Genomic DNA, 21264 nt, shown 5'->3' on the forward strand with positions numbered 1-21264 from the left:
GGGTTTACGGCGGTCCGGTTGTTGAGGTGGCGTTGGTGCCCCAGGGGTCGAAGTTGCTGGGTGCGTGAGCGAGCAGTTGAGCCCGGAAGGCTTCGCGGTCGGCGGCCCGCGCCGGGTCGGGTAGGATGCTGGCGGCGGGGAGCCGACGTGGCTGTGCGTGGGTCGGGTTGCTGCTGACACCGGTCGTGCTCGCACTGGCGCCGCTCGCAGTAGCGCCGCTCGCAGTAGCGCCGCTCGCACAGGCGCTGCTGTCGGGGGCAGGGGTGACCCAGTCGATCAGGGCGGCGATCGCGGCGCGGTCGGTGACGGGTGGCGGATCGGCCCAGGACGGGCGGGTGACCTGGACACCGGCTGCGGTGATCGAGATCGCCCATTGACCGTTGTGGACCGCGCGGTGATGGGCAGAACACAACAACGCGAGATTCTGCAGGCTGGTCGGACCGCCTTCGGCCCAATGGGTCAGGTGATGGGCATGGCACATCCACGGCGGTGCCTGACACACCACACATCCCTTGTCCCGCTTGTTCAACGCCCGGCGAATGTACCGGTTCACGAACCGCTGCTCCCTGCCGACGTCCAACGGCTGCGAGTCACCACCCAGCACGATCGGCAACACCGCGGCGTCGCAGGCGAGAAGCCGGACCGCACCGGCGGACAGGTTGTCTCCGAACACCAACTCACCCACCGCACCACCCGCACTGTTGCCGGTCCCGCCGCCGAAAGCGGCCAGGGCCGCTTTGAGATCGTTGAAGTCGATGGTGACCGTCAGGTGCGGGACGCCGGGATGGTCGGGGTTGCCCGCGGCGGCGTCCATGGTCGCCTTGAACGCGTCAGCCTGCCGCTGGTCCTGGGTGCGGGGGTCGCGTTCGCCGTCGATGGTCTTGTGGGGCTTGGATCCTTGGTGGATCTGGGTCTTGAGCTGTTCGCCGCTGGCACCGGCCAGGAACCCGGTGAACTTCACCCCACCCGCGGTCTGCCGCAGCCGCAGGTACTCTTTCGCGGCGGCTTCGTCTTCGGCTGGTTCGGGGCCGTCGGTGTCGAGTCTGGCCAGTACGTCTTGCCCGAACTTGGCGAGTTCGCGGGGGTTCGAGATGCCGGCCATCTTGACCATCTGTTCCTCGGCCACGGTCAGGGTCTCAACCGGCACCGTCGAGGGTGCCTTCTCCAGGGTCCCCACGATGATCTTGGCCAGGTCAGGGCGCACCACCGCAGCCCGTTCCGGGTCGGTGGGATCAGCCATCGCGGCTGCCACCAGCGGGTACTTGCGCAGAGCCACCGTGAACGCGAGATCCTTACGGACCTCGCGACGGTCGAGCCGGTAGCGTTCCGAGACCAGCTCGACCATGTCCCGGGCACCCATCTCCTGGGCTGCGCCCATCTCTTCCAGCCGGCCCATGGTCTGCAGCTCGTCGGCCTTCAGCAGTGCCTTGGCGGCCTGAATGGTGTCCAGGCGCGTCAGCAGTTCGCTGCTGCTCTGGGTGTACACCGGGGGCATCGCCAAGATCTCCATACCCCAAAGCTTAGACACCCCCACCGACAGTTTTTGAGCTCAGAAGCCCTTATATACAAGAGATGTGTGGGCTGTTTGTGGGCTGGTTGCACACTCAACTTGCCCACACACATCCACCGCCAATGACCTGGCGACGCTCCTTCATTGGCCGGCTCCAATGAAGCGCTGCGGCGCCGGCAACGGCTCAATCAACTACCCGCTAGCCCTCTCGATGTCGACGCCAGTAGTCGACCGTCACCGCGAGCAGCAGCGGCCCCCATGCCACATGAGTCAGCAGCGCCACTAGTGCGATCGTCTCCCACCAGCCCGACCTGAACTCCACCCGATCACCAAGCAACCACCTGATCAGGTCACTGATCCACAGCACCGAGAGCGCCAATCCCCCGATCACGGCGGCGGCCGTGACCACTCTGGGATTCACTCGCACGCCGCCGACCCACGGCAACCATCGCGGCACCGCTTCTCCCCAGGGTGCAACGAGGCCCACCGTAAGAACCGCAAGGACCTCGATGAGCACGATCAGGCCAAGCGTGTACGGGACCGCCCACCAGGCCCACGGCGGCGCCGATGGATCCACCATCCCCATCGCGAACCCGAACGCGATCGGAAGCCGCCACAGCGCCGTCGGCAGGATCATCCACGGTACGGCGTACGCACACCACACCGCCCACCGAGCCGGCGGCCGGCCAACAACCTCAGCCCGTTGAGATAAGGGAACCATCACCATACTGTACGGTATGGTACTTCCACTCGACGGCACCGGGAACTGAACTCGCACTCGACAGCCAGCTCCGCTACCTGTCTTTCCTCATGCTGGGGACAGGTCTGGTCCTGCTATGGAGCGTGCCACGGATCGAACGAGCGACCGCGCCCACATCTGTCGATGGAGGGACTACGAAGACCGGGTGATGGTGGTATCTCTGCCTGGAGGCTGATGGCGCTGCGGCCGGATGCGACCAGGGTGGTTCTCGTGAATACGTACGAGAACGGAGCAACTCTGATGACCACCGCAGCTCGGGTATCGGGCTATCTCGCTGCAGCTATGGCGACCGGGCTGGCAATCGCACACCTGTCGATCTATACGGTCGGCTGGCTGAACAGCCCGGAGACTCCGCTGAGCGCCTACCTCGTCGGTGGTGTCGCGATCTCGGCAGCTGCGCTCGGGTTCGCACTCGGCGCACTGATGCTGGTACGGCGGCCGTCGAGCTGGCGGAAGACCTCGTTGACGCTCTGCTGGACAGCCGCCGTACTGCTGTCCGCACAGGCACTGTTGATCGCGGTGGCCGAACCCGCACTGCTGATCCGGATCGCCGGTCCTGGCCCGTGGTCGCTCATCGGTGGACCAGCTTTTGCCGTCGCCGCGTGGCGCTCCCGTCAAGTCAAGGCACCACGATGATCGGACCGGGACCACGAGCGGCCGGCTACCACCGACGCCGGAGCGCCAAGGCGACATCGTCAGCTGGATCGCTGGACCTGTCCACTCTCCCACGCCCAGGCGGCGATTCCGACGCGATTGGCCGCGCCGACCTTGCGCTGGATACTCGCGACGTGGGTCTTGACCGTTCCGGTTGAGATGAACAGCTCGGCTGCGATGTCTCCGTTGCTGAGCCCACGGGCAACCAGCGACGCGACTTCCTCCTCACGTCGAGTCAACGGTACGGCGCTCCCCCGCCGTACCGCAGGTCCGCGAAGCTGCTCGAGGAGCCGCACCGTCACCTGCGGGCTGATCAGCGTGTCACCACTCATCGCAGCCCGGACGGCCTCGATGAGCAGGGTTGGACCGGATCGTTTCAGGAGGAATCCGCTGGCACCGTTGCGCAACGCCGCGTGGACGTACTCATCGACCTCGAAGGTGGTGACGACGATGACCCGAACCGCGGCACCGAACTCCGGACCAGTCAAGATCTGGGTCAGCTCGAGGCCGTCAGGTGGCGGCATCCGGATGTCGGCGATCACCAGGTCGGGGCGGTGCCGATGCACCAGCCGGAGCGCATCAGCGCCGTCAACCGCCTCGCCGACGACCTGCATGTCGGGCTGTGCGTCGAGGATGAGCCGGTAGCCCATGCGTACCCGGCCCTGGTCGTCGGCGATGACGATCCTCGTAGGCTCAGCCACCAGGATGACCCGCACAATCAGGGAAGTGTCCGCTGAGTCGCCAGCCGGATTCGGCTAGCGGTCCCGCGACCAGGACTCCGCCCACCGCCTCGACGCGCTCACGCAAGGCGGCCAGGCCGACGCCTGAGGAACTGCGGCCTGCTCCTCGGCCGGGCGGACCGGCGCCGTCGTCGGTGATCTCGACGGAGAGTCCGCTACCTGACGGCGGACAGGTCACGATGACCGTCACAGACGTTGCGGCGCGAGCATGTCGGCGGACGTTGGTGAGAGCTTCCACCACGACGCGGAACACAGTCGCGCCAAGCTTCGGATCGACGTGGTCGATGAGGCCCTCTGCGAGGGTCAGACGAGTAGCGGGCGTCCCCGTGTCGTTGTACCGGCGTACCAGTGCCGGAAGGTCGCGAAGGCCAGAGGTCGGTCGTGTCCCGGCGTCGGCGTCCTGGGAGGACAGGAGTGCCGGGCGCCGACCGTCGCCGAACAGCGTGCGGACTGTGTGCTCCAACGTCGAGAGTGCCCGCAGAGCGTCTTCCTCGATGCCGCGCAGAGCCACTCGCTGCTGGTCGGTGTTCCGGCCGGCGACCGATCTCGCAGCCTGAGCTTGCACCAGGATCCCGCTCAAGTCGTGGCCCAGGAAGTCGTGCAGTTCCTTGGCCAGCTCCACCCGCTGGGCCTTCCGCGCCTCGGCCGCGAGCCGTTCACGGGCCCGCTCGCGGTGCCGGATGGCCACACCCGCAGCGATCGCACCGGCCGCGAGGACGACTCCGAAGAGCCCTAGGCCAAGGTTCTCCGGCCGGGCTCCGCCGGTGGCGGAGCGCAGTACCAGCATGGCCAGCGCCAGGCTCCCAGCAGTGCAGGCGACGACGGCCGCGAAGATGTTCAGCAGCCTGGCCGACAAGGCGATCAGCAGCAACAGGCTCGCCGCTTCGACCGTAGCGGCCACCCCTTGAGCCGGTCCTGCGGGACCACCAAGCAGAAGCGTCAACAGGATCGACGTGACCGCTGCCCCCACTGTCAGACCGAGGAGCGTCCGTCTGACCGGCACGACCACCAAAGCCGCCACGCCGGCAGCCGTGCAGACTCCGGCCCCCAACGCACTGCGCAACCCGACCCACGGCGTGCCAGCGGCCGCGGCCATCAGCGTTACGACCGTCCAACCGGCCTTGCTCGTCACCATGCCGACCCTGTGGTCGTTGACTTCTCGGCAGCGCGGCGCCGGTAGTAGGCGTGCGTGACAACAGCAAGGAGCGGGCCACACATCAGCAGTGGCGCATAGGCCGCGATCACAACCCAGCCATACCTGCCCTCGGTGGGCGGCGCTGGACAGCTCTGGTCAACGACGGGTTGGTAGAAGCCGAACAACTGATTCAGCCCGCCCCAGCCATACATGCCGAAGGCAAAGACCACCCCTGCACATGCCGGTACGACGGCCGCGGCGATCGGCACCCGACGACCACCCAGACGAGGCATCCAGCGCGGATACACCTCGCCCCAGGGCCGGACCAAACCGATCGTGAGCAAGGCCACCCCCAGCGACACAACCGACAACGAGGCCACGTAGTACGGCTCGATCCACCCCATCCGAGCACAAGCTGCCGGCAGTTCGGGCCCCCAACCGAGGTGCCAGATCCGCCACCCCGCGGAAGGCAGGACGCACAGCGGAACGCCGTACGCCGCCGCTCTGATCATCGGTGACACCTCTTGCGCACCACTGCCCCGCATGCCGGCTCCCGTCGTCGACAGGCATCCGGGCGACCGAACACCCCGTCGTGAGGCTAGACATCAACCCAGCCGAGGACCTCCCGCCGGCGGCCGACCCGGCTCCCCCACAGGAGTGATCACCAGCTCCATACCCTTTGGTATGTTCTCGGCCGGTGTCTCAAGGTTTTCCGAAGCTTTTTCGAAGCGCCGGCTGATTGAGTCGCTCCACCGAGCAGGAACCAACGCCCTGAAGGAGCACATCATGAGCAGGTTGGTAAACATCGGCCGCGTGGTCGCCGGAACAGCCTTGGCTGCCTCGTCGCTTGCTGTCATCAACGTCAGTTCGGCGCACGCGATCGACTGCAGCCAGTCCTTCCCCGACAACTCCCCGAACAGCGTTCTGATCGCGAAGCCGGACTCGGCCTACCACACCGGCCCGGGTGCCGCGTGTGCCGTCAAGGACCACCGATCCGGCCAGGCGAACATCCTCTGCTACAAGTTCAACGAGTTCGGCCACCGCTGGTTCTACGCGAGGGATCTCAGCACTCCGAATCTCACCGGCTGGATCTGGGAAGGCAACACCGAGGGCATCGCCGGTGTCCAGCCCCGCCGCTGCGGGGCCTAGAGCGCACCTGTCCGGTCGTCGGGTGACCGACGGCCGGGCGGCGCTCGTCAGCGGGGGTCGTCGAAGAGGGTTGCGAGGCGGAAGCGGAGGCGTCGTACCAGGGAGATTTTGAAGCCGGTGGGTGCCTCCGGTACGGCGTGGGTGTGGCCGGCGAGGGCCCAGCGGCGGTAGGGGGTGAGGGTGCGATGGTCCTCGACGTAGCCGCCCTCCGGCAGGCGGACGACCCGGCCGGTCTCCATCCCGTGTTCGGCGAGGTCCAGGTCCGCTCGCTCCAGGCCGATGCAGATGCGGCGGGTCACCACCAGCGCGATCGGGGGGCCGATGATCAGCAGCACCTGGAACAGGTGGATCAGCGTGTTGAACGACCGGTGGAACGTGAGCGCGAGGGTGTCGGCGCCGGCGGCTGCCCAGAGGACGCCGTAGAAGACGATGCCGGCCACGCCGATCCCGGTGCGGGTCGGGTTGTTGCGGGGGCGTTCGAGGAGGTTCTGATCCTTGCGATCGCCGAGGATCCAGCCCTCGATGAACGGGTACGTCGCGAGCACGATGAAGAACAGGGTGCACAGCGCGACCGGGAGCAGGACGGCAAGTGTGAGAGTCCTCCCCCACAACTCGACCTCCCACCCCGGTGCGAGCCGCAGCGCGCCGTCCAGGAAGGCGAGGTACCAGGCCGGACCGATGCCCGCGGAGGCGTCCGCCGGGTCGGCCGGTCCGTACATCCAGATCGGGTTGATCGTTGCCGTGGCGCCCATCAGCAACGAGACGCCGGCCACGAACGCGAACAGACCGGCGCCCTTCACCGCGGCCACGCCCGCCGGGCGGCCGACGATGTTGCCGTTCGTCCGCCCCGGGCCCTCGAACTGCGCGGGCCGGTGCTTGAGCCCGAGGACAGCGAGGACGGTGAAGAGCGCGATCATGACGGCGGGCAGCACGTACACATGCAGCGGGTAGAAGAGCGCGATCACGTCACCGGGGAACTGACCACCGAACATCAGCGACGACACCTCCGCTCCGATGAACGGGATCGACTTCACCACGCCGTCGATGACAGCCAGGCTCGATCCCGACAGCATGTCGTCCGGCAGCGACGTACCGGTGAGGGCTGCGCCGAGCATCACCAGGAACAGCGTGAACACCACGACCCAGCTCGTACGCCGCGGCCGGCGGAACCCACCCGTGAAGAAGAGCCGCAGGAGGTGCAGCATGATCGCCGCCACCATCAGCAGCGACGCCCAGTGGTGAACCTGCCGCACCAGCAGTCCGCCGCGAACCTCGAAGCTGATCGCCAACGTCGAGTCCAACGCCCGTGACACGATCACCCCACGCAGTGGCGCGTACGGGCCGTCGTACACGACCGGATCGAGTGACGGCTCGTAAGGCACCATCAGCACCAACCCACTGAGCGACACCACAACGAAGCTGTAGAACGCGATCTGCCCGAACAACAACGACCAGTGATCGGGGAAAACCCTCCCCCGTAACCCGTCCAGCCAGCGGCGCATCAGTCCGACCTCCCGCCACAGAGTCCTCTCAGCCGCAACCCGCGGCTACACACAGGACCCCGCGGCGGACCGCTTTGTGACGTCCTATGAGTCAAGTCACAGGCGACAGTCAGGCCGCGGCCAGCAGCATCTGCGGATGCCCCCCAGCTCAGTCGGCCAACGCCCGGCGCACGCGTTCGTGGACCACCTGCAGCCGATCGATCGCCGCCGGCCCGAGGCCGGTATCGGCAGCGTTCGAGCTGAACAGCAGGGCGAGCATGACCGCGGTGTCGAGCCGGTAGATCCAGAACGCGGGTGAGTCGAGGTCGAGCCCTTCCCCGTAGCCGGCCAGCACTTGCTCGTAGTCGACTCCGTTGCCGTCCACGAGGGCGTACTCGGCCAGTCGGCCCAGTTCCATTGCGGGATCGCCGACCAGCGCGTTCGACCAGTCGAGTACGCCGAGGATGTGCCCGTCGGCGGACCGCAGGTTCGACGCGCGCACGTCCAGGTGCAGCAGGCGCCCGGCCGGCCGCGCCGCAAGGACCTCGATCACCTGCTCGACCGGTGGCCCGGGCGGCACGTTCACGCCGTAGCGGACCAAGGCGGCCAAGCGCTCGGCCATCCGCTGGGCCAGCAATTGGGCGGGTGGCAGGCCATGCGCGGCGACCGGAGCCATCGGTGGCAGCGGTGCCTGATGCAGCTGACGTAGCAGCGCGCCGAGCGCGACCTGATCGGCACCGCGGCCGTCGTCCGGGAGAAACTCGGACACGAGCACGTCGGCCTCGCCGAGGCACAGCTCGTACGGCGTGGCCACCGGGAAACCGAGCTGGCCCAGGTGCCGGGTGACGGCGTACTCCCAGCGCAGCAGCGACCTGGTGTCGACGTGTCCATCGTTGGGGTCGAACTGGAACCGGCCCTGGACCGGGGTGCGCAGCACGACCACGGCGCCGTCCGAGGATTCGGCCGCGAACACCTGAAACTCCACCCCGCCGCCGGCGGGCCGCAACCGGGTGAACCCGCGATCCGAGACGATCCGCCGGATGTGAACTGGTGCGTCAACCATCCACTCGCTCCTCTCGCCCACGGCGAGGGACGCTAGCACGCGATCGCGCAACGAGGGCGCGCATAAGCGGGGGTATGCGCGGCTTGGCTGTTCCGGATCAGGTCCCGGCATCGCGCCGGTCTCCTGGTGAGGCCGCCTTCGACTCCTCGATGATCAACTGGGCGCCGGGAGAGTCGACCGGCGTCTGCTCGGCTGCACGCGTCGCCTCCAGTGCGTAGATCTTCAGCCTAGGCCGGGGGGCGGTCAGGAGATCCAGCGCACGGCGGAGTTGAAGACGCCGGTCCAGTTGAAGACGGCCATGTTGTCCCAGCCGTCGCCGGAGTTGTTGATGTCGGCCGGGTCCCAGCCGTTGCCGGGAGTGGCGATCCAGGTCGGTTCCCAGTAGAAGACGCCGATCGCGCCGCCGGCCTTGGCGGCGTTCTGTACGGCGGTGAAGGCAGTGCCTTGGCCGGTCCAGGTCGCCGGGTATCCGGAGCACGCGGTGGTGATGCTGTTCGTGGTGCTGTCCGCGTTGGCGAGGGTGAAGGGGGTCGCGGTCTCCGCCAGGACCACCGGCTTGCCGTAGCGCGAGCCGACGTCGGAGATGACGCTGGTCAGGTTCGCCATCGTGCCGTGCCAGTTGCAGTAGTACGACAGGCCCGTGATGTCCCAGGTGACGCCGTGAGCGGTGATGCCGTCATAGAACCAGCGAGCATGTGCCTGACTGTCGGAGTTCGCGGTGTGGATGATCACCTGCGTGCCGCTGTTGCAGGCTTTGGTGGCGTTGTAGCCGGCCTTCAGCAGGTTGCTCAGATTGGTGAAGTTGTTGTTGACCACCTTGCCGTCGTTCCACAGCATCCCGACGTTGATCTCGTTGCCGATCTGAACGCTGTCCGGAGTGGTGCCCTGAGCTTTGAGGCTGGTGCACAGGTTGTAGGTGTAGTTGTAGACATCCGTGGTCAGGGCGCTGATGCCGTGGCTTGCCCAGGCGGCCGGCTTGGATTGGTGGCCGGGATCGGCCCAGGTGTCGGAGTAGTGGAAGTCGACCAGCAGCTTGAACCCCTTGGCCTTGACGGTCTTGGCGTAGCTGAGCACCTTGGCCTGGTTGTTGTAGCCGCTGGCCGGGTTGTTCCACACACGCAGCCGGACGTAGTTGACCCCGGCACCCTTCAGTACGTCGAGGGGGTCCGCCGCGGCACCGGCAGCGGTGTAGTACTTCGCGCCTACCTCGATTCCACGTTGCAGCGAGGAGACGTCGGCGCCTCGCATGGACAAGGTGCTGGCAGCTCGGGCATCGGCGGGTCCGGTCGTTGCGGTGGCGGCGAGCGCTGTCACCAGCAGCGCTACCAGAACAGTGAATCGGCGGGCGGACATGGCTTCTCCTAGGGGTTAGCGGGGCGGGTCCGGGGCGAAGGCGTGGGCAGCAGGGAGCAGCCTGTCGTGGAAATCGAAGAGCGCTTGGTTCTCCCAGGCGTTGCCCGACGTGGGGTCGGCCGGGTCCCATCCGCTCCCGGGAACCGCCGTCCACGCCGGCTCCCAGTACACGGTGCCGATGCCACGGCCGCCCGGTGCCGCGGCAACTGCGTCCTGTACGGCGCGGAACGCCGCCGCCTGGCCCTGCGGCGTCGCCGGATAGCCAGGGACCAGTTCCGCTTCCTCGTCGATGATGTTCGGGTACAACGTGGCGGGATCGTCGGCCAGGGTGAACGGGTACGCGGTCTCCACCACCAGTACGTCGCGGTCGTACCGGGCCGACAGCGTGCTGACCGCCGTCTGCAGATCAGCGAGACTGCCGTGCCAGTACCCGTAGTACGACAGCCCGATCAGGTCGAACGGCACGCCCCGGCTCACCACGTTGTCGAACCACCAGGTCAGCGAGTCGACGCCGTTGTTGATGTTGGTCAGGTGCAGCAGGACCTTGGTCCTGGGGTCGATGTCCTTCGCCGCCCGCTGGCCCGCCTTCAGGAACGACGCCAGGTTGTCCCACTGGGCGCCGACCACATCGTCGTTCGGATCGACGTCCCAGGTCTGCCCGAGCGGCCACAGCATGCCGGGGTTGATCTCGTTGCCGACCTGGAAATAGTCAGCCGTGATGCCGGCCGACTTCAGCGCGGCGAGGACCTGGTGGGTGTGCTCGTAGACCTTCGTCGCGACCTGCGGCGCGGTCAGCCCCTTCCACGCAGCCGGCATCGTCTGGCTGCCTGGATCGGTCCAGCGGTCCGAGTAGTGGAAGTCGATCAACAGCTTCTGATGGGCCCGCTGCAACCGGCGTGCGGTGGCGACGACCTGCAGGATGGCGTTGTACCCGTCAGCGGGATTGACCCATACCTTGAGCCGGCCCAGGTTCGCGCCGGCATCGTCCAGGATCTGTACGGCGTCACCGCGGCGTCCGTCGGCCGTGCGGTACACCGCGCCGTAGTCCTCGTTCTTGGCCAGACCGGACAGGTCCGCGCCCCGGATCGCCCTGGTGACCTGGCCAGGGCTCAGTGTCAGTCGGTCGAAGGTGGCCCAGTCGCCGGCGCCGCCGCTGGTGCTCAACCGCACGGTGCAACGCGAGCCAGTCACGAGCGTCGAGACCGCGACTCGCACGTATGCCTGGTCCTGCGCGGTCACCGGCGCGACGGCATACCGAGGGCTGCCGCACCCCTGCAGGTTGATCGTCGTGGATCCGATCCGGCCGCCGGTCCTGATCCAGGCCGCGAAGGTCCACCAGCCATGGGACAGCCCGCTCACCCGCTGGCTGGTGCTGACAGCAAAGCGTCCGCTGGAGCGATGAGTCAGTACGCCGGCCTCCACCGTCGAGGCAGCCCGAGTTCCAGTGACTTGCCAGTTGGTCAGGCCGGCTTCGAAGTCGGCGTTGCGCAGTACGGCGTCCGCCGCGGCAGCCGTCGTCGCGCCCGCGGCACAGAGCAGCGAACCGCTGGCGAGCAGGGCGGCGAACTTTCGGGCAGGCCTCACGGGGTTCTCCTTCAGCTGTCGGTACGCAGGACCCGGACCGCACCGGCCGGTACGACGAGCGTGCTACCGGGCGCGCGACCGGTGACCAATTCGGGGCCTTGGGCAATTACTTCGGCCGGCTCGGCGGAGTTGTTGATCAGGAACAGGTAGTCGCCGCGCTGGACCAGGTCGAGATCCGCCGGCAGGTCGCGCCGAGGGATCACACCGGCGTCGGCGTACACCGCGGTCAGCACGGTCGTCAGGGATTCGGGCGTGAGCCGGGTGGCGACGTACCAGGCGGAGCCGTTGTCGTGACGGCGCCGAGTCAGTGCCGGTCCACCCGTGACCGGGCCATCGATGAAGTGCCCGAGCACCTCGGTCGCGGCCGACGTCGGGATGACCTGTTCGCTCCAGACATCGCCGACCAGCCTCGTGCCGAGTCCGTCGACGGTCACCGAATCACCCGCGCGCAACGGGGCAAACTCCTCGACGGTGAGCCCGAGCACGTCCCCCAGAGGCCCGATCAAGCCGTGCGGGTGGATGCCGTCGTTCTCGTCCACGATGCCGGAGAAGTAGGAGACGAGCAGGTGCCCGCCGGCCGCGACGTACTCGTCGAGGTTGTCTGCCGCGGGCTGGTCGACCAGATACAGCTGTGGTGCGATCACCAGCTTGTACTGCGAGAGGTCCGCAGCCGGATGTGCGAAGTCGACGGTGACCTTGTCCTGCCACAGCTGCCGGTAGAAGGCTTCGGTCCGCTCCCGATGGCCGAGGTCGACACTGGGACGCCAGTCGAGGTCCTGCGCCCAGTTCGACTCCCAGTCCCACAGGATGGCGACCTCGGCTGCGACCCGGCTGCCCCGGACCTCGCCGAGCGACTCGACCATCTGGCCGAGCTCGACCACCTCACGCCAGGTCCGCGTGGATGCGCCACCGTGCGGCAGCATCGCCGAATGGAATTTCTCGGCGCCCTTGCGGGAGGCGCGCCACTGGAAGAACAGCAAGGCGTCCGCTCCGCGGGCCAGGTGGGTCAGCGAGTTGCGGGCCATCTCACCAGGCTGCTTGGCGAGATTGCGCGGTTGCCAGTTGACGGCCGAGGTGGAGTGTTCCATCAAGATCCACGGGTTGCCCTGGGCAAGAGACCTGGTGAGATCGGCGTCCATCGCGAGCAGCACATGGCTGTCGGGGCGCTCGGCGGTCAGATAGTGGTCGTTCGCCACCACATCGACCTCCTGGGCCCAGGCCCAGTAGTTGATCCCGGGGCAGCTGGACGCCATGAAGTTGGTGGTGACCGGGAGGCCTGGGGAATGCTGCCGAATGAGGTCGCGCTCGAGGATGAAGCATTGCCGCAAGGCGTGGTCGCTGAACCGGGCGAAGTCGAGTCGCTGCGACGGGTTGAGCACTGTCGCTGCCGCAGCCGGCGTACGGATCTCGTCGAGGTCGCCGTAGCGCTGGCCCCAGAAATCGGTACCCCAGGCCTCGTTGATTCCGTCGAGCGAGCCGTAGCGCTCGAGCAGCCAGCGGCGGAACGCGATCGTCGAGAACTCGCCATGGCACTCCAGGACGGGTGCGCCGTACTCGTTGTGGACATGCCACATCGCGACTGCCGGATGCTGCCCGTACCGCGCTGCGAGCGCGCCGGTGATCCGGGCGACGGCGTCGAGATATGCCGGAGCACTGGGACTCATCGCTCCCCGTGAGCCAGGCCCGAGCCGGCGGCCGTCGGCGTCGACCACCCAGGCTTCAGGATGGGCGCGGTACAGCCAGGCGGGAGGTGCCGCGGTCGGCGTCCCGAGGTCGACCCGGATCCCGGCCTCGTGCAGCAACTCGAGAATCCGGTCGAGCCGGCTGAAGTCGAACTCGCCCGGGCGCGGCTCCAGCATCGCCCAGGAGAAGATCCCAACGCTGACCAGGTCGACTCCCGCCTCACGCATCCGCGCGATGTCCTCGTGCCAGACCGCCTCCGGCCACTGCTCGGGGTTGTAGTCGCCACCGAAACCGAGGCCGCGCAGACCGGGCGGCCAGGCCCGGACCAGCCCAGGATCGGTGAGCTGATCGAGACGGTCCAGACTCATGGAACTCCTTCAACAAGCGATTCTGATGGGATCGGTCCCATAGAAGCACGAAGAAGATTGGGTTGTGAAGAGCGTGTTCGCGGCGTTGACATCCCGCTGACATGCTGTCGTAATGGGACCGGTCACAGCACCGCACCACGAGAACGGATGGGCATCATGGGCCGCAGAGGTATCGCCGCGATGGTTGTCGCGGCCGCACTGTTGGCGACCGGGTGTTCGGGTCAGGACGACTCCGGACAGCAGCAACAGGCGGCCGGTCCGGCCAGTCTGACGTTCTGGACCTGGGCGCCGAACATGGACAAGGTCGTCGCCTTGTGGAATCAGCAGAACCCCGACATCAAGGTCACCGTGAACAAGCAGGACGGCGGCGATCCCGCCGTCACCAAACTGCTGACGGCGACGAAGGCGGGCAGTGGCGCGCCCGACGTGATGCAGGCGGAGTACCAGAAGATCCCGACCTTGGTCGCTGCCGATGCCCTGGCCGACATCTCCAAGAACCTCGACCCGAGCGTCGCCAAGGCGTTCCCCGAGGCGGTGTGGAACAGCGTGTCCCTCGGCTCCGACGCCGTGTACGCCGTACCGCAGGACACCGGCCCGATGGTCTTCTACTACCGCGAGGACGTCTTCAAGAGTCTCGGCCTGCAGGCGCCGAAGACCTGGGCGGACTACGCGGCGGCCGCGCGCAAGGTGCACCAGTCCGACCCGAAGAAGTACCTCGGTACGTTCTCCGCCGCGGACGCCGGCTGGTTCTCCGGTCTGGCCCAGCAGGCGGGCGCATCCTGGTGGGGCGTCAACGGGCAGTCCTGGTCGGTCGACATCGACAGTGACGCCACCCGGAAGGTCGCCGACTTCTGGGGCGGCCTGGTCGAAGAAGGTGTGATCGGCAACAAGCCCATGTACACCCCGGCCTGGAACGCCGGCCTCAACAATGGGACCCAGGTCGGTTGGGTCAGCGCGGTCTGGGGACCCGGAGTACTGGAAGCCAACGCGGCCAAGACAGTCGGCAAGTGGAAGATGGCCCCGCTACCGCAGTGGGACGCAGCCAAGGAGGCCACCGGCAACTGGGGTGGATCGGCCACCGCGGTGACGAGTCAGAGCAAGCACCAGGCCCAGGCCGCGAAGTTCTCCGCGTGGCTCAACACCGACCCCGAGGCCGTCAAGGCTTTGGCTCAGATCAGTGGGGTCTATCCGGCGGCGACTGCCGGCCAGACCGAGGCGCTGACCTCGCCGCCGAAGTTCTTCGCCAATCAGCCGGACTTCTACCAGACCGTGGCGAAGGCCGCGACGACTGTCGCCCCGTTCACCTACGGCCCGAACGTCAACGTTGCCTACAACACCTACAACGATGCCTTCGGCAAGGCCGCCGACGCCAAGAAGAAGTCGGCCTTCCTGACCGCCCTCACCACCATGCAGGCCAGCACGGTCAAGGACCTGACCGACAGCGGCTTCACTGTCGCGAAATGACGGCGACGCACCGCCGGCGCGGGCCCCGCAAGCTCGCGCCGTACGTCTTCCTCACACCGGCCATCCTGCTCTTCGCCGGATTCATGGCCGCGCCGATCGGCTACGCCGTCTATCTGAGCTTCCGGGCGACGAAAGTCACCGGCCTCGGTCTCGGCAAGGGCGCGCGCCGGGAAGTCTGGGCCGGACTGGCCAACTACCGGCGATCGTTGGCTGATCCCGAGTTCGTGCACAGCGTCGGCAGGGTCGGCCTCTACGGGCTGCTGCTCGTGCCGGTGATGATGGGACTGGCGCTGCTGTTCGCGCTAGTGCTGGACAGCGGCCGGGCTCGTGGTGGCGCCTTCTCCCGCACCTCCATCTTCCTGCCGTACGCCGTACCGGCAGTCATCGCCTCGCTGTTGTGGGGATTCCTCTACCTGCCCGACGTCAGCCCGTTCGCCTACCTGGCCGGCCAACTCGGGCTCCCCTCCCCCGAGTTGATGTCGTCGCGGTACATCCTGTTCGCGGTGGCCAACATCGCCCTGTGGGGCGGTGTCGGTTTCAACATGATCGTGCTCTACACCTCGCTGCGCGCGATTCCGTCGGAACTGTCGGAGGCCGCTCGGCTCGACGGCGCGACCGAGCGGCAGATCGCGTTGCGGGTCAAGGTGCCGATCATCGCACCGTCGCTGATCATGACCTTCGTCTTTTCCCTCATCGCCACGTTGCAGGTCTTCGCCGAGCCGACGACGCTGCGTCCACTCACCAACAACATCTCGACCACCTGGACACCTCTCATGAAGGTCTACCGCGACGCGTTCACCCGTGACGACGTGTACTCCGCGGCCGCGACCTCAGTGGTCATCGCCCTGGCCACGCTGGTGCTCTCGTTCGGCTTCCTGCGCCTGGTCGGGCGCCGGGCGTTCGGTCAGGAGGCCTGAGGCATGACCGAAGTACTGACCCAGCCTGCGCCGCCCGTTGCGTTGCTGAGGGCAACGAATCCGCCCAAACGCCGACAGACGAGCCCCCTCGCTACGATTGTCCTGCTCGCCGGTGCGCTCTATTGCCTGCTCCCGGTCGTCTGGGTGCTGGTCGCCTCCACCAAGAGCGGCGGCGAGCTGTTCTCGACCTTCACCTTCGCCCCGGGCACAAGTCTGGCGGACAACGTCGGCGACCTCACGGCGTACCGGGGAGGGTTGTTCTGGCGCTGGATGCTCAACACCGTCCTGTACGCCGGTGGTGGCGCGGCGCTGTCGGTCATCGTCTCGGCGATGGCCGGATTCGCGCTGGCGAAATACTCCTTCCCCGGCAAGTCGGCCATCTTCAACATGTTGCTGGCCGGCGTGTTGGTCCCCGGCGTGATTCTGGCCATCCCGCAGTACCTGCTGCTGGCCCAGGTCGGCCTCACCAACACGTACTGGTCGGTGCTGCTGCCGAGCATCATCAGCCCCTACGGGATCTACCTGGCCAGGATCTACGCGGCGGCCGCCGTACCGGACGAGGTGATCGAAGCTGCCCGGACCGACGGCGCCGGCGCCGCGCGGACCTTCGTCGACGTCGTCCTGCCGATGATGCGGCCGGGCCTGGTCACCATCTTCCTGTTCCAGTTCGTGGCGATCTGGAACAACTTCTTGCTGCCCTACATCATGCTCGGCAACGACCACCTCTTCCCGCTCACCGTCGGGCTCAACGGCCTGCTCAACCAGGGGGCCGCCCAGCCCGCTCTCTACACCCTGGTCATCACCGGCTCCTTACTGTCGATCCTTCCGCTGACCGCGTTGTTCCTCAGCCTCCAGCGGTACTGGCAGACCGACCTCGGAGCGGGGGCAGTCAAAGCTTGAGTAATCTGGAGGATGTGGCCGACACCCCGAAGCAGCGACGCCCGACCATCCGGGACGTGGCCCGCGAGGCCGGTGTCTCCCGAGGAACGGTCTCCCGGGTGCTCAACGGCGGCCACCTGGTGTCGGCCGACGCACTCGCCGCGGTCACGGCAGCAATCGAGCGAACCGGATTCTCGGCCAACCAGCACGCCCGGTCGCTGGCCAGCGGCCGGGCAAACTCGGTCGCCTTCCTGCTCACCGAACCGCAGGACCTCCTGTTCGACGACCCGAACTTCTCCGCGTTGCTGCGCGGCTGCGCGGCCGCACTCAGCAAGCTCAGCATTCCGTTGGTGCTGATGTTCGCCAGCAGCACGGAGGAACGCCGCCAGACGATCGAGTTCATCAGCGGCGGGCACGTCGACGGAGTGCTGCTCGTCTCCTCGCACGCAGGCGACCCGGTGCTCCCTCAGTTGCTCAAGGCACAGATCCCCGTGATCGCCTCGGGTCGTCCGCTCGGCTTCGAACGCAAGATCGGGTACGTCGGCGCCGACGACTACGACGGCGCCCGGCAGATCACCCAGCATCTGCTGGACCGCGGACGCCGCCGGATCGCGACCATCACCGGGCCACTGGACACCTCGGGCGGAGTCGACCGGCTGGCCGGCTACAAGGCAGCGCTGGGCGACGCGGTCGATCCCCTCCTGATCGTGAGCGGCGACTACACCCGCCAGAGCGGCGAGAAGGGGATGCTCGAACTCCTCGAGGCCGCACCGGACCTCGACGCCGTCTTCGTCGCCTCCGACCTGATGGCAGTCGGCGCACTGACCGTACTGCGGCAAGCCGGCCGCGACATCCCCGGCGATGTCGCGCTCGCCGGCTTCGACGACGCCCCACTCGCCAGCTCGGTCGACCCGCTGCTGACCACCGTCCACCAGCCCCTCGACCGGATCGGCGCCGAAATGGTCCGCCTGCTCGTCGACGTCATCGACGGCAACGACCCCCTCGCCGTCACCGTCCCCACCCGCCTCGTCGTTCGCCAATCCACCTGACCTCCGTCGTCCCCTTGCGGCTCACGAGTGCAGAGGTCACAGATCCTTGCCGAGAGCAAAGTCGTCCGGACCGAGCATCACCACCACAGTGCAGTTAACCCGCCGTGCCCGGGGCGATTGGCATTCGTTCATCACAGTCGCAGCCCCGCCAGTGTTGGTCGCCTCGATCGCCTCGGTCACGGGATATGGCACCTTGGGCATAGATTCTCCTCTCTGTTCTAACGACGCTCAGGGTGCTGGTCCTGGCCGGTCACGACCATGTGATCTCACCGGTTCGGTCGACGAAGCGTCCAGAGCCAGCGCCAGGGTTCTCCGTGGCGAGGGCGACGATCGCGTCCGTTCCCTCGGTGACGGTTTGAGGGCCGGTATGGCCGTTGAGGTCTGTCGCGGTGTAGCCGGGATCGGCAGCGTTGATGCGGATGTCAGGCAGCCCTTTGGCGTACTGGGTGGTCAGCATCGTGAGGGCCGCCTTTGAAGCGGCGTAGATGGGGCACGAGGGGGAAAGACTCGACCCGCAACGGGTCATGGGTGAAGGCAAGGAAGCCCATTCCGCTGCTGACATTGACGATGACCGGGTCCAACGATCGACGTAGCAGCGGCAGGAACGCAGTGGTGGTCCGGACCACACCGGCAAGGTTCACGTCGAACACGCTGAGAACGTCGGCACCGGTCAGGGCGCTGGGATCACCGGCGGGACCATGGATGCCGGCGTTGTTGATCAGAACGTCGATCAACCACTGGACCGAGCTCAACGTCGATCTGACGCGTGGCGTCGACCGCATTGTCTACGGCAGGGCGACCCTCAGGCCGCGGCGCCGGCAACCGCCCCGCGATGCTACGAACCTCCCGACGAGGACACCGCCGGTACCTCCTCGCTACCAACCGTGCACGTATTTTCAAGCCTGGAATCTGCGCCTGCGCCACCGGACTCGCCCCGGCAACGAGGGTGAAGGCGGCCACCCCCACGCCAAGAATCCGCCCTAACCGTCCACCGAGCCGAACCACTCTCTTCGCCGCCACTGGCTTCCCCTTCGATCCGCAAGCACGACGCTGGCGCAACCAGCGACCGCAGGTACGTCACAGAGCCTCATGTCGACTGATGGGCAATCCCTGGGAAGTACGCGGGTAGCCCGCCCAGCATCCCCGCCCATGCTCGAGAAGCGCTGATCGGGCTGCTGTGCCCACTTCCCATCAACTGCCAAGCCCCGTTCCCGCTCCCCAGGCAGGCAGCACACCTCACCACCGTCAAACCACACGTACCATCCCAAGCTACTTGCCATTCCGAGACAATGCAGACAGTCGCCGGTCAGGAATTCTTTGCCTCGTTCCAGGTCGATTGGTTAATAGAATTTTGTGGGCCGGGGCGCTTCGGACGGCGGTATCAGGACATCGAAAAAAGTTTCCGCTGAGCTGTAAACGCCATAACCAACAAGCCCCCAGAAGCCTGCTCGCATCATCAGCCTACCCACCCACGGTGACTTTGAAAGTCCGTACATCACCCCTGGTACAACCAGGTCATCGTCGTCTTCCGCGGTTGCGAATCCAAGTTCCGGGACAATAGCGGACGTGATATTAAGAGCAGTTTGCCCCGGATTGATGGAAGTGCCCGACAGGTCCGCTACGGCCGCATCTATGAACAGGGTGAGCACGGCGGCTGAGGCACCAACTCTTACCCCCTGGCCACTGAGGAAGCTCTCAACGGGCGACTGTTGGCGCGCGCGTTGTTCGTTGGCAAAGAACTGGGAAGCGATGGCTCCACTCTCACTAAGCCGATGCATTGCGAACAGATTCCCATCTTGTTGCAATGCCGCGCGGTTCACCTCGTGGACTGTCGTTACTGAACCCGTCTGCGTCTGTGCCAGATATGAAGCCTTAAGGGATTGTTCGCGTATTTCTGCATAATTCATCGGCCGGGGGCCAAGGAGATGCTTCATCCAATTATCGAAGATTGCTTTCGGGAAGAGCGCGCCACTCTTGGCGCCATTGGTCTTATGGAGAGCTGCCTCCCTCTCCCACCGAAGGGTCGCATCGCGATCATAATGCAGTTCCGTGTAATCCGAGCGTCCAACTTGAGGGTTATAAGTCAAATCAGCGAGCTTCTTCCGCGCGATGATATGCTCATTCTCTGTCAGCTTGACCTTCTTTCCATCTGACCCCTGAACATAACTGCCATTTGAATCCTGAAGATATACGGCTTTCGGCTGGATACCATATGGACCAATGCTGCCATAGTTGTACGGACGGGATGGATCTGCGTTTTGCAGGCGGCTCCCGCTCCGGCGTCCACTCCCCTTCCGCTGGCCTCTCTTGGAGGCAGCAAGGGGTGCCGACGCCACTTGACCGATGTGACCTCGAAGATCTGCCTGGTCGGCGCCGGAGTTCATCGGGGAGGTACTCAGTCCATCCGAATTCCCCTGGGCCTGCTGTTGTTCAGCCATTACTCGTGCGAATGCCTGATTAATCAACTCCTCGTGGAGGCTGCTAACCAGTGTTTGCTCGAACGGATCACCGATCACTGGAAACAGGCGCCCTCCTGTTGCCGTGCTGCTATCTCCAACTCCCCAGAACGGCATAGGGTTGACTTCGTAAAGCATCAGTTCGCCGCTTTGGTCCTTCTGGACAAAGTAGGCTGTGCCAGATATCACGACGTCGTGAACGTTGCCATCATTTGGGACACTGTCCAGCACTTTGGCGGCGTCGCTTGGGGTTACATCGCTAAGAACAGGATAGTCGGCTGTCGTAAATCTGACATCGTCTGGTCTGTCGCCGATGTAGCCGTCAAGTTCGCCCACCATCCGAGTATCGCCGTTGCCTGCCAACGGAGTGCTGCGGCCAGACCTTTGGGGAGTTATCCAGTCTGCGCCGGGCGCAGGCCTCGCGCGACTGACATTCCACCAGTACCTGAGCCGTGCGTAGGCCCACTTGGCGCCGGCGCCGACCATGACTTTGGTGAACGCGCCGGTTAGTTGGATGACGGTGGCTTCCCAGGTGGGTGCGTTCTTGGTGTACCAGCCGGTTTGGGGGTCGAGGGCTCGCTCGGCGGTGTCGGTGATGAGGTTGGTGAAGTCGGGGGACTTGGGGTTCTGGGAGGGCGGCAGAGTGGCACCGGCGAGGGACGCTAGGTAGCTCCAGAGGAAGGAGGCATTGCCCGCCGTGGAGGTTGATTGGCCGGCGATGGCGTTGGCCAGGTGGCCCGTGACAAAGTTCGCGTGGGCTCCGCCCAGACGGCCGATGAGTCCAGGGTTGTTGCCGGTGGCGCTGGAGATCATGCCTGCAGCCACGCCGGTGAGGCCGGCGGCCAGTGCGCTGCGTCCGCTGATGCCGCGTTGCAGGCCTAGCTCGCGAGCAAGGAGTTGGCCTGCGAGGTTGCCGGCGGCTTGGCCGATGCCGGCGGCTATCGGTGCGGGCAGGACATAGCCGAGTCCTACCGTGACGACCATGCTGACGATCACGGTGACCGCGAATACGGCCACTG

General features: G+C 66.3%; 20 protein-coding genes. 6 read left to right on the forward strand and 14 right to left on the reverse strand.

Annotated elements, in window-relative coordinates:
- Positions 1 to 4: 4 nt before the first annotated feature.
- Together E1261_RS27745 and E1261_RS46510 are read right to left on the reverse strand one after the other, a co-directional pair.
- Positions 5 to 1510: an HNH endonuclease signature motif containing protein gene (locus E1261_RS27745; protein ID WP_132411565.1), complete on the reverse strand. Its 1506-nt coding sequence runs from the start codon at positions 1508 to 1510 to the stop codon at positions 5 to 7.
- A gap of 199 nt (positions 1511 to 1709) precedes the next feature.
- On the reverse strand, positions 1710 to 2231 hold the full coding sequence (locus E1261_RS46510) for a hypothetical protein (RefSeq protein ID WP_238176468.1): 522 nt from the start codon (positions 2229 to 2231) through the stop codon (positions 1710 to 1712).
- Positions 2232 to 2510: 279 nt separating this feature from the next.
- Here E1261_RS46510 and E1261_RS27760 point away from each other — a divergent pair, with 279 nt between their 5' ends.
- A complete protein-coding gene (locus E1261_RS27760; RefSeq protein WP_238176469.1) occupies positions 2511 to 2906 on the forward strand; it encodes a hypothetical protein in 396 nt (131 codons plus the stop codon).
- Positions 2907 to 2965: 59 nt separating this feature from the next.
- Here E1261_RS27760 and E1261_RS27765 read toward each other — a convergent pair whose 3' ends face one another.
- The 3 genes from E1261_RS27765 to E1261_RS27775 are packed head-to-tail and all read right to left on the reverse strand — an operon-like array spanning position 2966 to position 5311.
- The gene (locus tag E1261_RS27765) at positions 2966 to 3625 is read right to left on the reverse strand and encodes a response regulator (protein ID WP_272948613.1); all 660 of its coding nucleotides are present in this window, start codon (positions 3623 to 3625) and stop codon (positions 2966 to 2968) included.
- Complete coding sequence (locus E1261_RS27770; RefSeq protein ID WP_132411571.1) at positions 3618 to 4799, reverse strand: sensor histidine kinase; 1182 nt, start codon at positions 4797 to 4799, stop codon at positions 3618 to 3620. The genes E1261_RS27765 and E1261_RS27770 overlap by 8 nt, the downstream gene beginning before the upstream one ends.
- A complete protein-coding gene (locus E1261_RS27775) occupies positions 4793 to 5311 on the reverse strand; it encodes a hypothetical protein (protein ID WP_132411573.1) in 519 nt (172 codons plus the stop codon). The genes E1261_RS27770 and E1261_RS27775 overlap by 7 nt, the downstream gene beginning before the upstream one ends.
- A gap of 274 nt (positions 5312 to 5585) precedes the next feature.
- On the opposite strand from E1261_RS27775, the gene E1261_RS27780 reads away from it, so the two are divergent.
- Positions 5586 to 5948, forward strand: a complete 363-nt coding sequence (locus tag E1261_RS27780; RefSeq protein ID WP_132411575.1) for a hypothetical protein — start codon at positions 5586 to 5588, stop codon at positions 5946 to 5948.
- Positions 5949 to 5995: 47 nt separating this feature from the next.
- Here the strand turns inward: E1261_RS27780 and qcrB are convergent, their stop codons facing one another.
- The 5 genes from qcrB to E1261_RS27805 all read right to left on the reverse strand — a co-directional run bounded on the left by qcrB (position 5996) and on the right by E1261_RS27805 (position 13480).
- Complete coding sequence (gene qcrB / locus E1261_RS27785; RefSeq protein WP_132411577.1) at positions 5996 to 7450, reverse strand: cytochrome bc1 complex cytochrome b subunit; 1455 nt, start codon at positions 7448 to 7450, stop codon at positions 5996 to 5998.
- A gap of 148 nt (positions 7451 to 7598) precedes the next feature.
- Positions 7599 to 8492 (reverse strand): phosphotransferase family protein, encoded by an 894-nt coding sequence (locus tag E1261_RS27790; protein ID WP_165952680.1) that lies wholly within the window; start codon positions 8490 to 8492, stop codon positions 7599 to 7601.
- A 243-nt stretch (positions 8493 to 8735) separates the two neighbouring features.
- Positions 8736 to 9845, reverse strand: coding sequence for a glycoside hydrolase family 53 protein (locus tag E1261_RS27795; RefSeq protein WP_132411581.1), 1110 nt, complete (start codon positions 9843 to 9845; stop codon positions 8736 to 8738).
- Between the two features lie 15 nt (positions 9846 to 9860).
- On the reverse strand, positions 9861 to 11429 hold the full coding sequence (locus E1261_RS27800) for a glycoside hydrolase family 53 protein (RefSeq protein ID WP_132411583.1): 1569 nt from the start codon (positions 11427 to 11429) through the stop codon (positions 9861 to 9863).
- A gap of 11 nt (positions 11430 to 11440) precedes the next feature.
- Entirely contained in the window at positions 11441 to 13480 is a 2040-nt protein-coding gene (locus E1261_RS27805) for a beta-galactosidase (protein WP_132411585.1), read from the reverse strand.
- Between the two features lie 156 nt (positions 13481 to 13636).
- Between E1261_RS27805 and E1261_RS27810 the strand changes: the two genes are divergently transcribed.
- The 4 genes from E1261_RS27810 to E1261_RS27825 are packed head-to-tail and all read left to right on the forward strand — an operon-like array spanning position 13637 to position 17789.
- Positions 13637 to 14944, forward strand: coding sequence for an ABC transporter substrate-binding protein (locus tag E1261_RS27810; RefSeq protein ID WP_202875078.1), 1308 nt, complete (start codon positions 13637 to 13639; stop codon positions 14942 to 14944).
- Positions 14941 to 15861: a carbohydrate ABC transporter permease gene (locus E1261_RS27815; RefSeq protein WP_132411589.1), complete on the forward strand. Its 921-nt coding sequence runs from the start codon at positions 14941 to 14943 to the stop codon at positions 15859 to 15861. Before E1261_RS27810 ends, E1261_RS27815 begins: the two co-directional genes overlap by 4 nt.
- Positions 15862 to 15864: 3 nt before the next feature.
- Positions 15865 to 16761, forward strand: a complete 897-nt coding sequence (locus tag E1261_RS27820) for a carbohydrate ABC transporter permease (protein WP_132411591.1) — start codon at positions 15865 to 15867, stop codon at positions 16759 to 16761.
- Positions 16758 to 17789: a LacI family DNA-binding transcriptional regulator gene (locus E1261_RS27825; protein ID WP_238176470.1), complete on the forward strand. Its 1032-nt coding sequence runs from the start codon at positions 16758 to 16760 to the stop codon at positions 17787 to 17789. The genes E1261_RS27820 and E1261_RS27825 overlap by 4 nt, the downstream gene beginning before the upstream one ends.
- Positions 17790 to 17825: 36 nt before the next feature.
- Here E1261_RS27825 and E1261_RS45450 read toward each other — a convergent pair whose 3' ends face one another.
- The 4 genes from E1261_RS45450 to E1261_RS45455 all read right to left on the reverse strand — a co-directional run.
- Positions 17826 to 17990, reverse strand: a complete 165-nt coding sequence (locus E1261_RS45450) for a hypothetical protein (RefSeq protein WP_165952681.1) — start codon at positions 17988 to 17990, stop codon at positions 17826 to 17828.
- 49 nt (positions 17991 to 18039) lie between these two features.
- On the reverse strand, positions 18040 to 18246 hold the full coding sequence (locus E1261_RS46065) for a Rossmann-fold NAD(P)-binding domain-containing protein (RefSeq protein WP_238176471.1): 207 nt from the start codon (positions 18244 to 18246) through the stop codon (positions 18040 to 18042).
- Positions 18212 to 18523: an SDR family NAD(P)-dependent oxidoreductase gene (locus tag E1261_RS46070; RefSeq protein WP_202875082.1), complete on the reverse strand. Its 312-nt coding sequence runs from the start codon at positions 18521 to 18523 to the stop codon at positions 18212 to 18214. The genes E1261_RS46065 and E1261_RS46070 overlap by 35 nt, the downstream gene beginning before the upstream one ends.
- Positions 18524 to 19129: 606 nt before the next feature.
- Positions 19130 to 21264: hypothetical protein (locus E1261_RS45455; protein ID WP_165952682.1), on the reverse strand; the 2135-nt coding region annotated here is incomplete at its 5' end.

It is taken from the genome of Kribbella albertanoniae (assembly GCF_004348455.1).
GTDB classification, from domain to species: Bacteria; Actinomycetota; Actinomycetes; order Propionibacteriales; family Kribbellaceae; genus Kribbella; species Kribbella albertanoniae.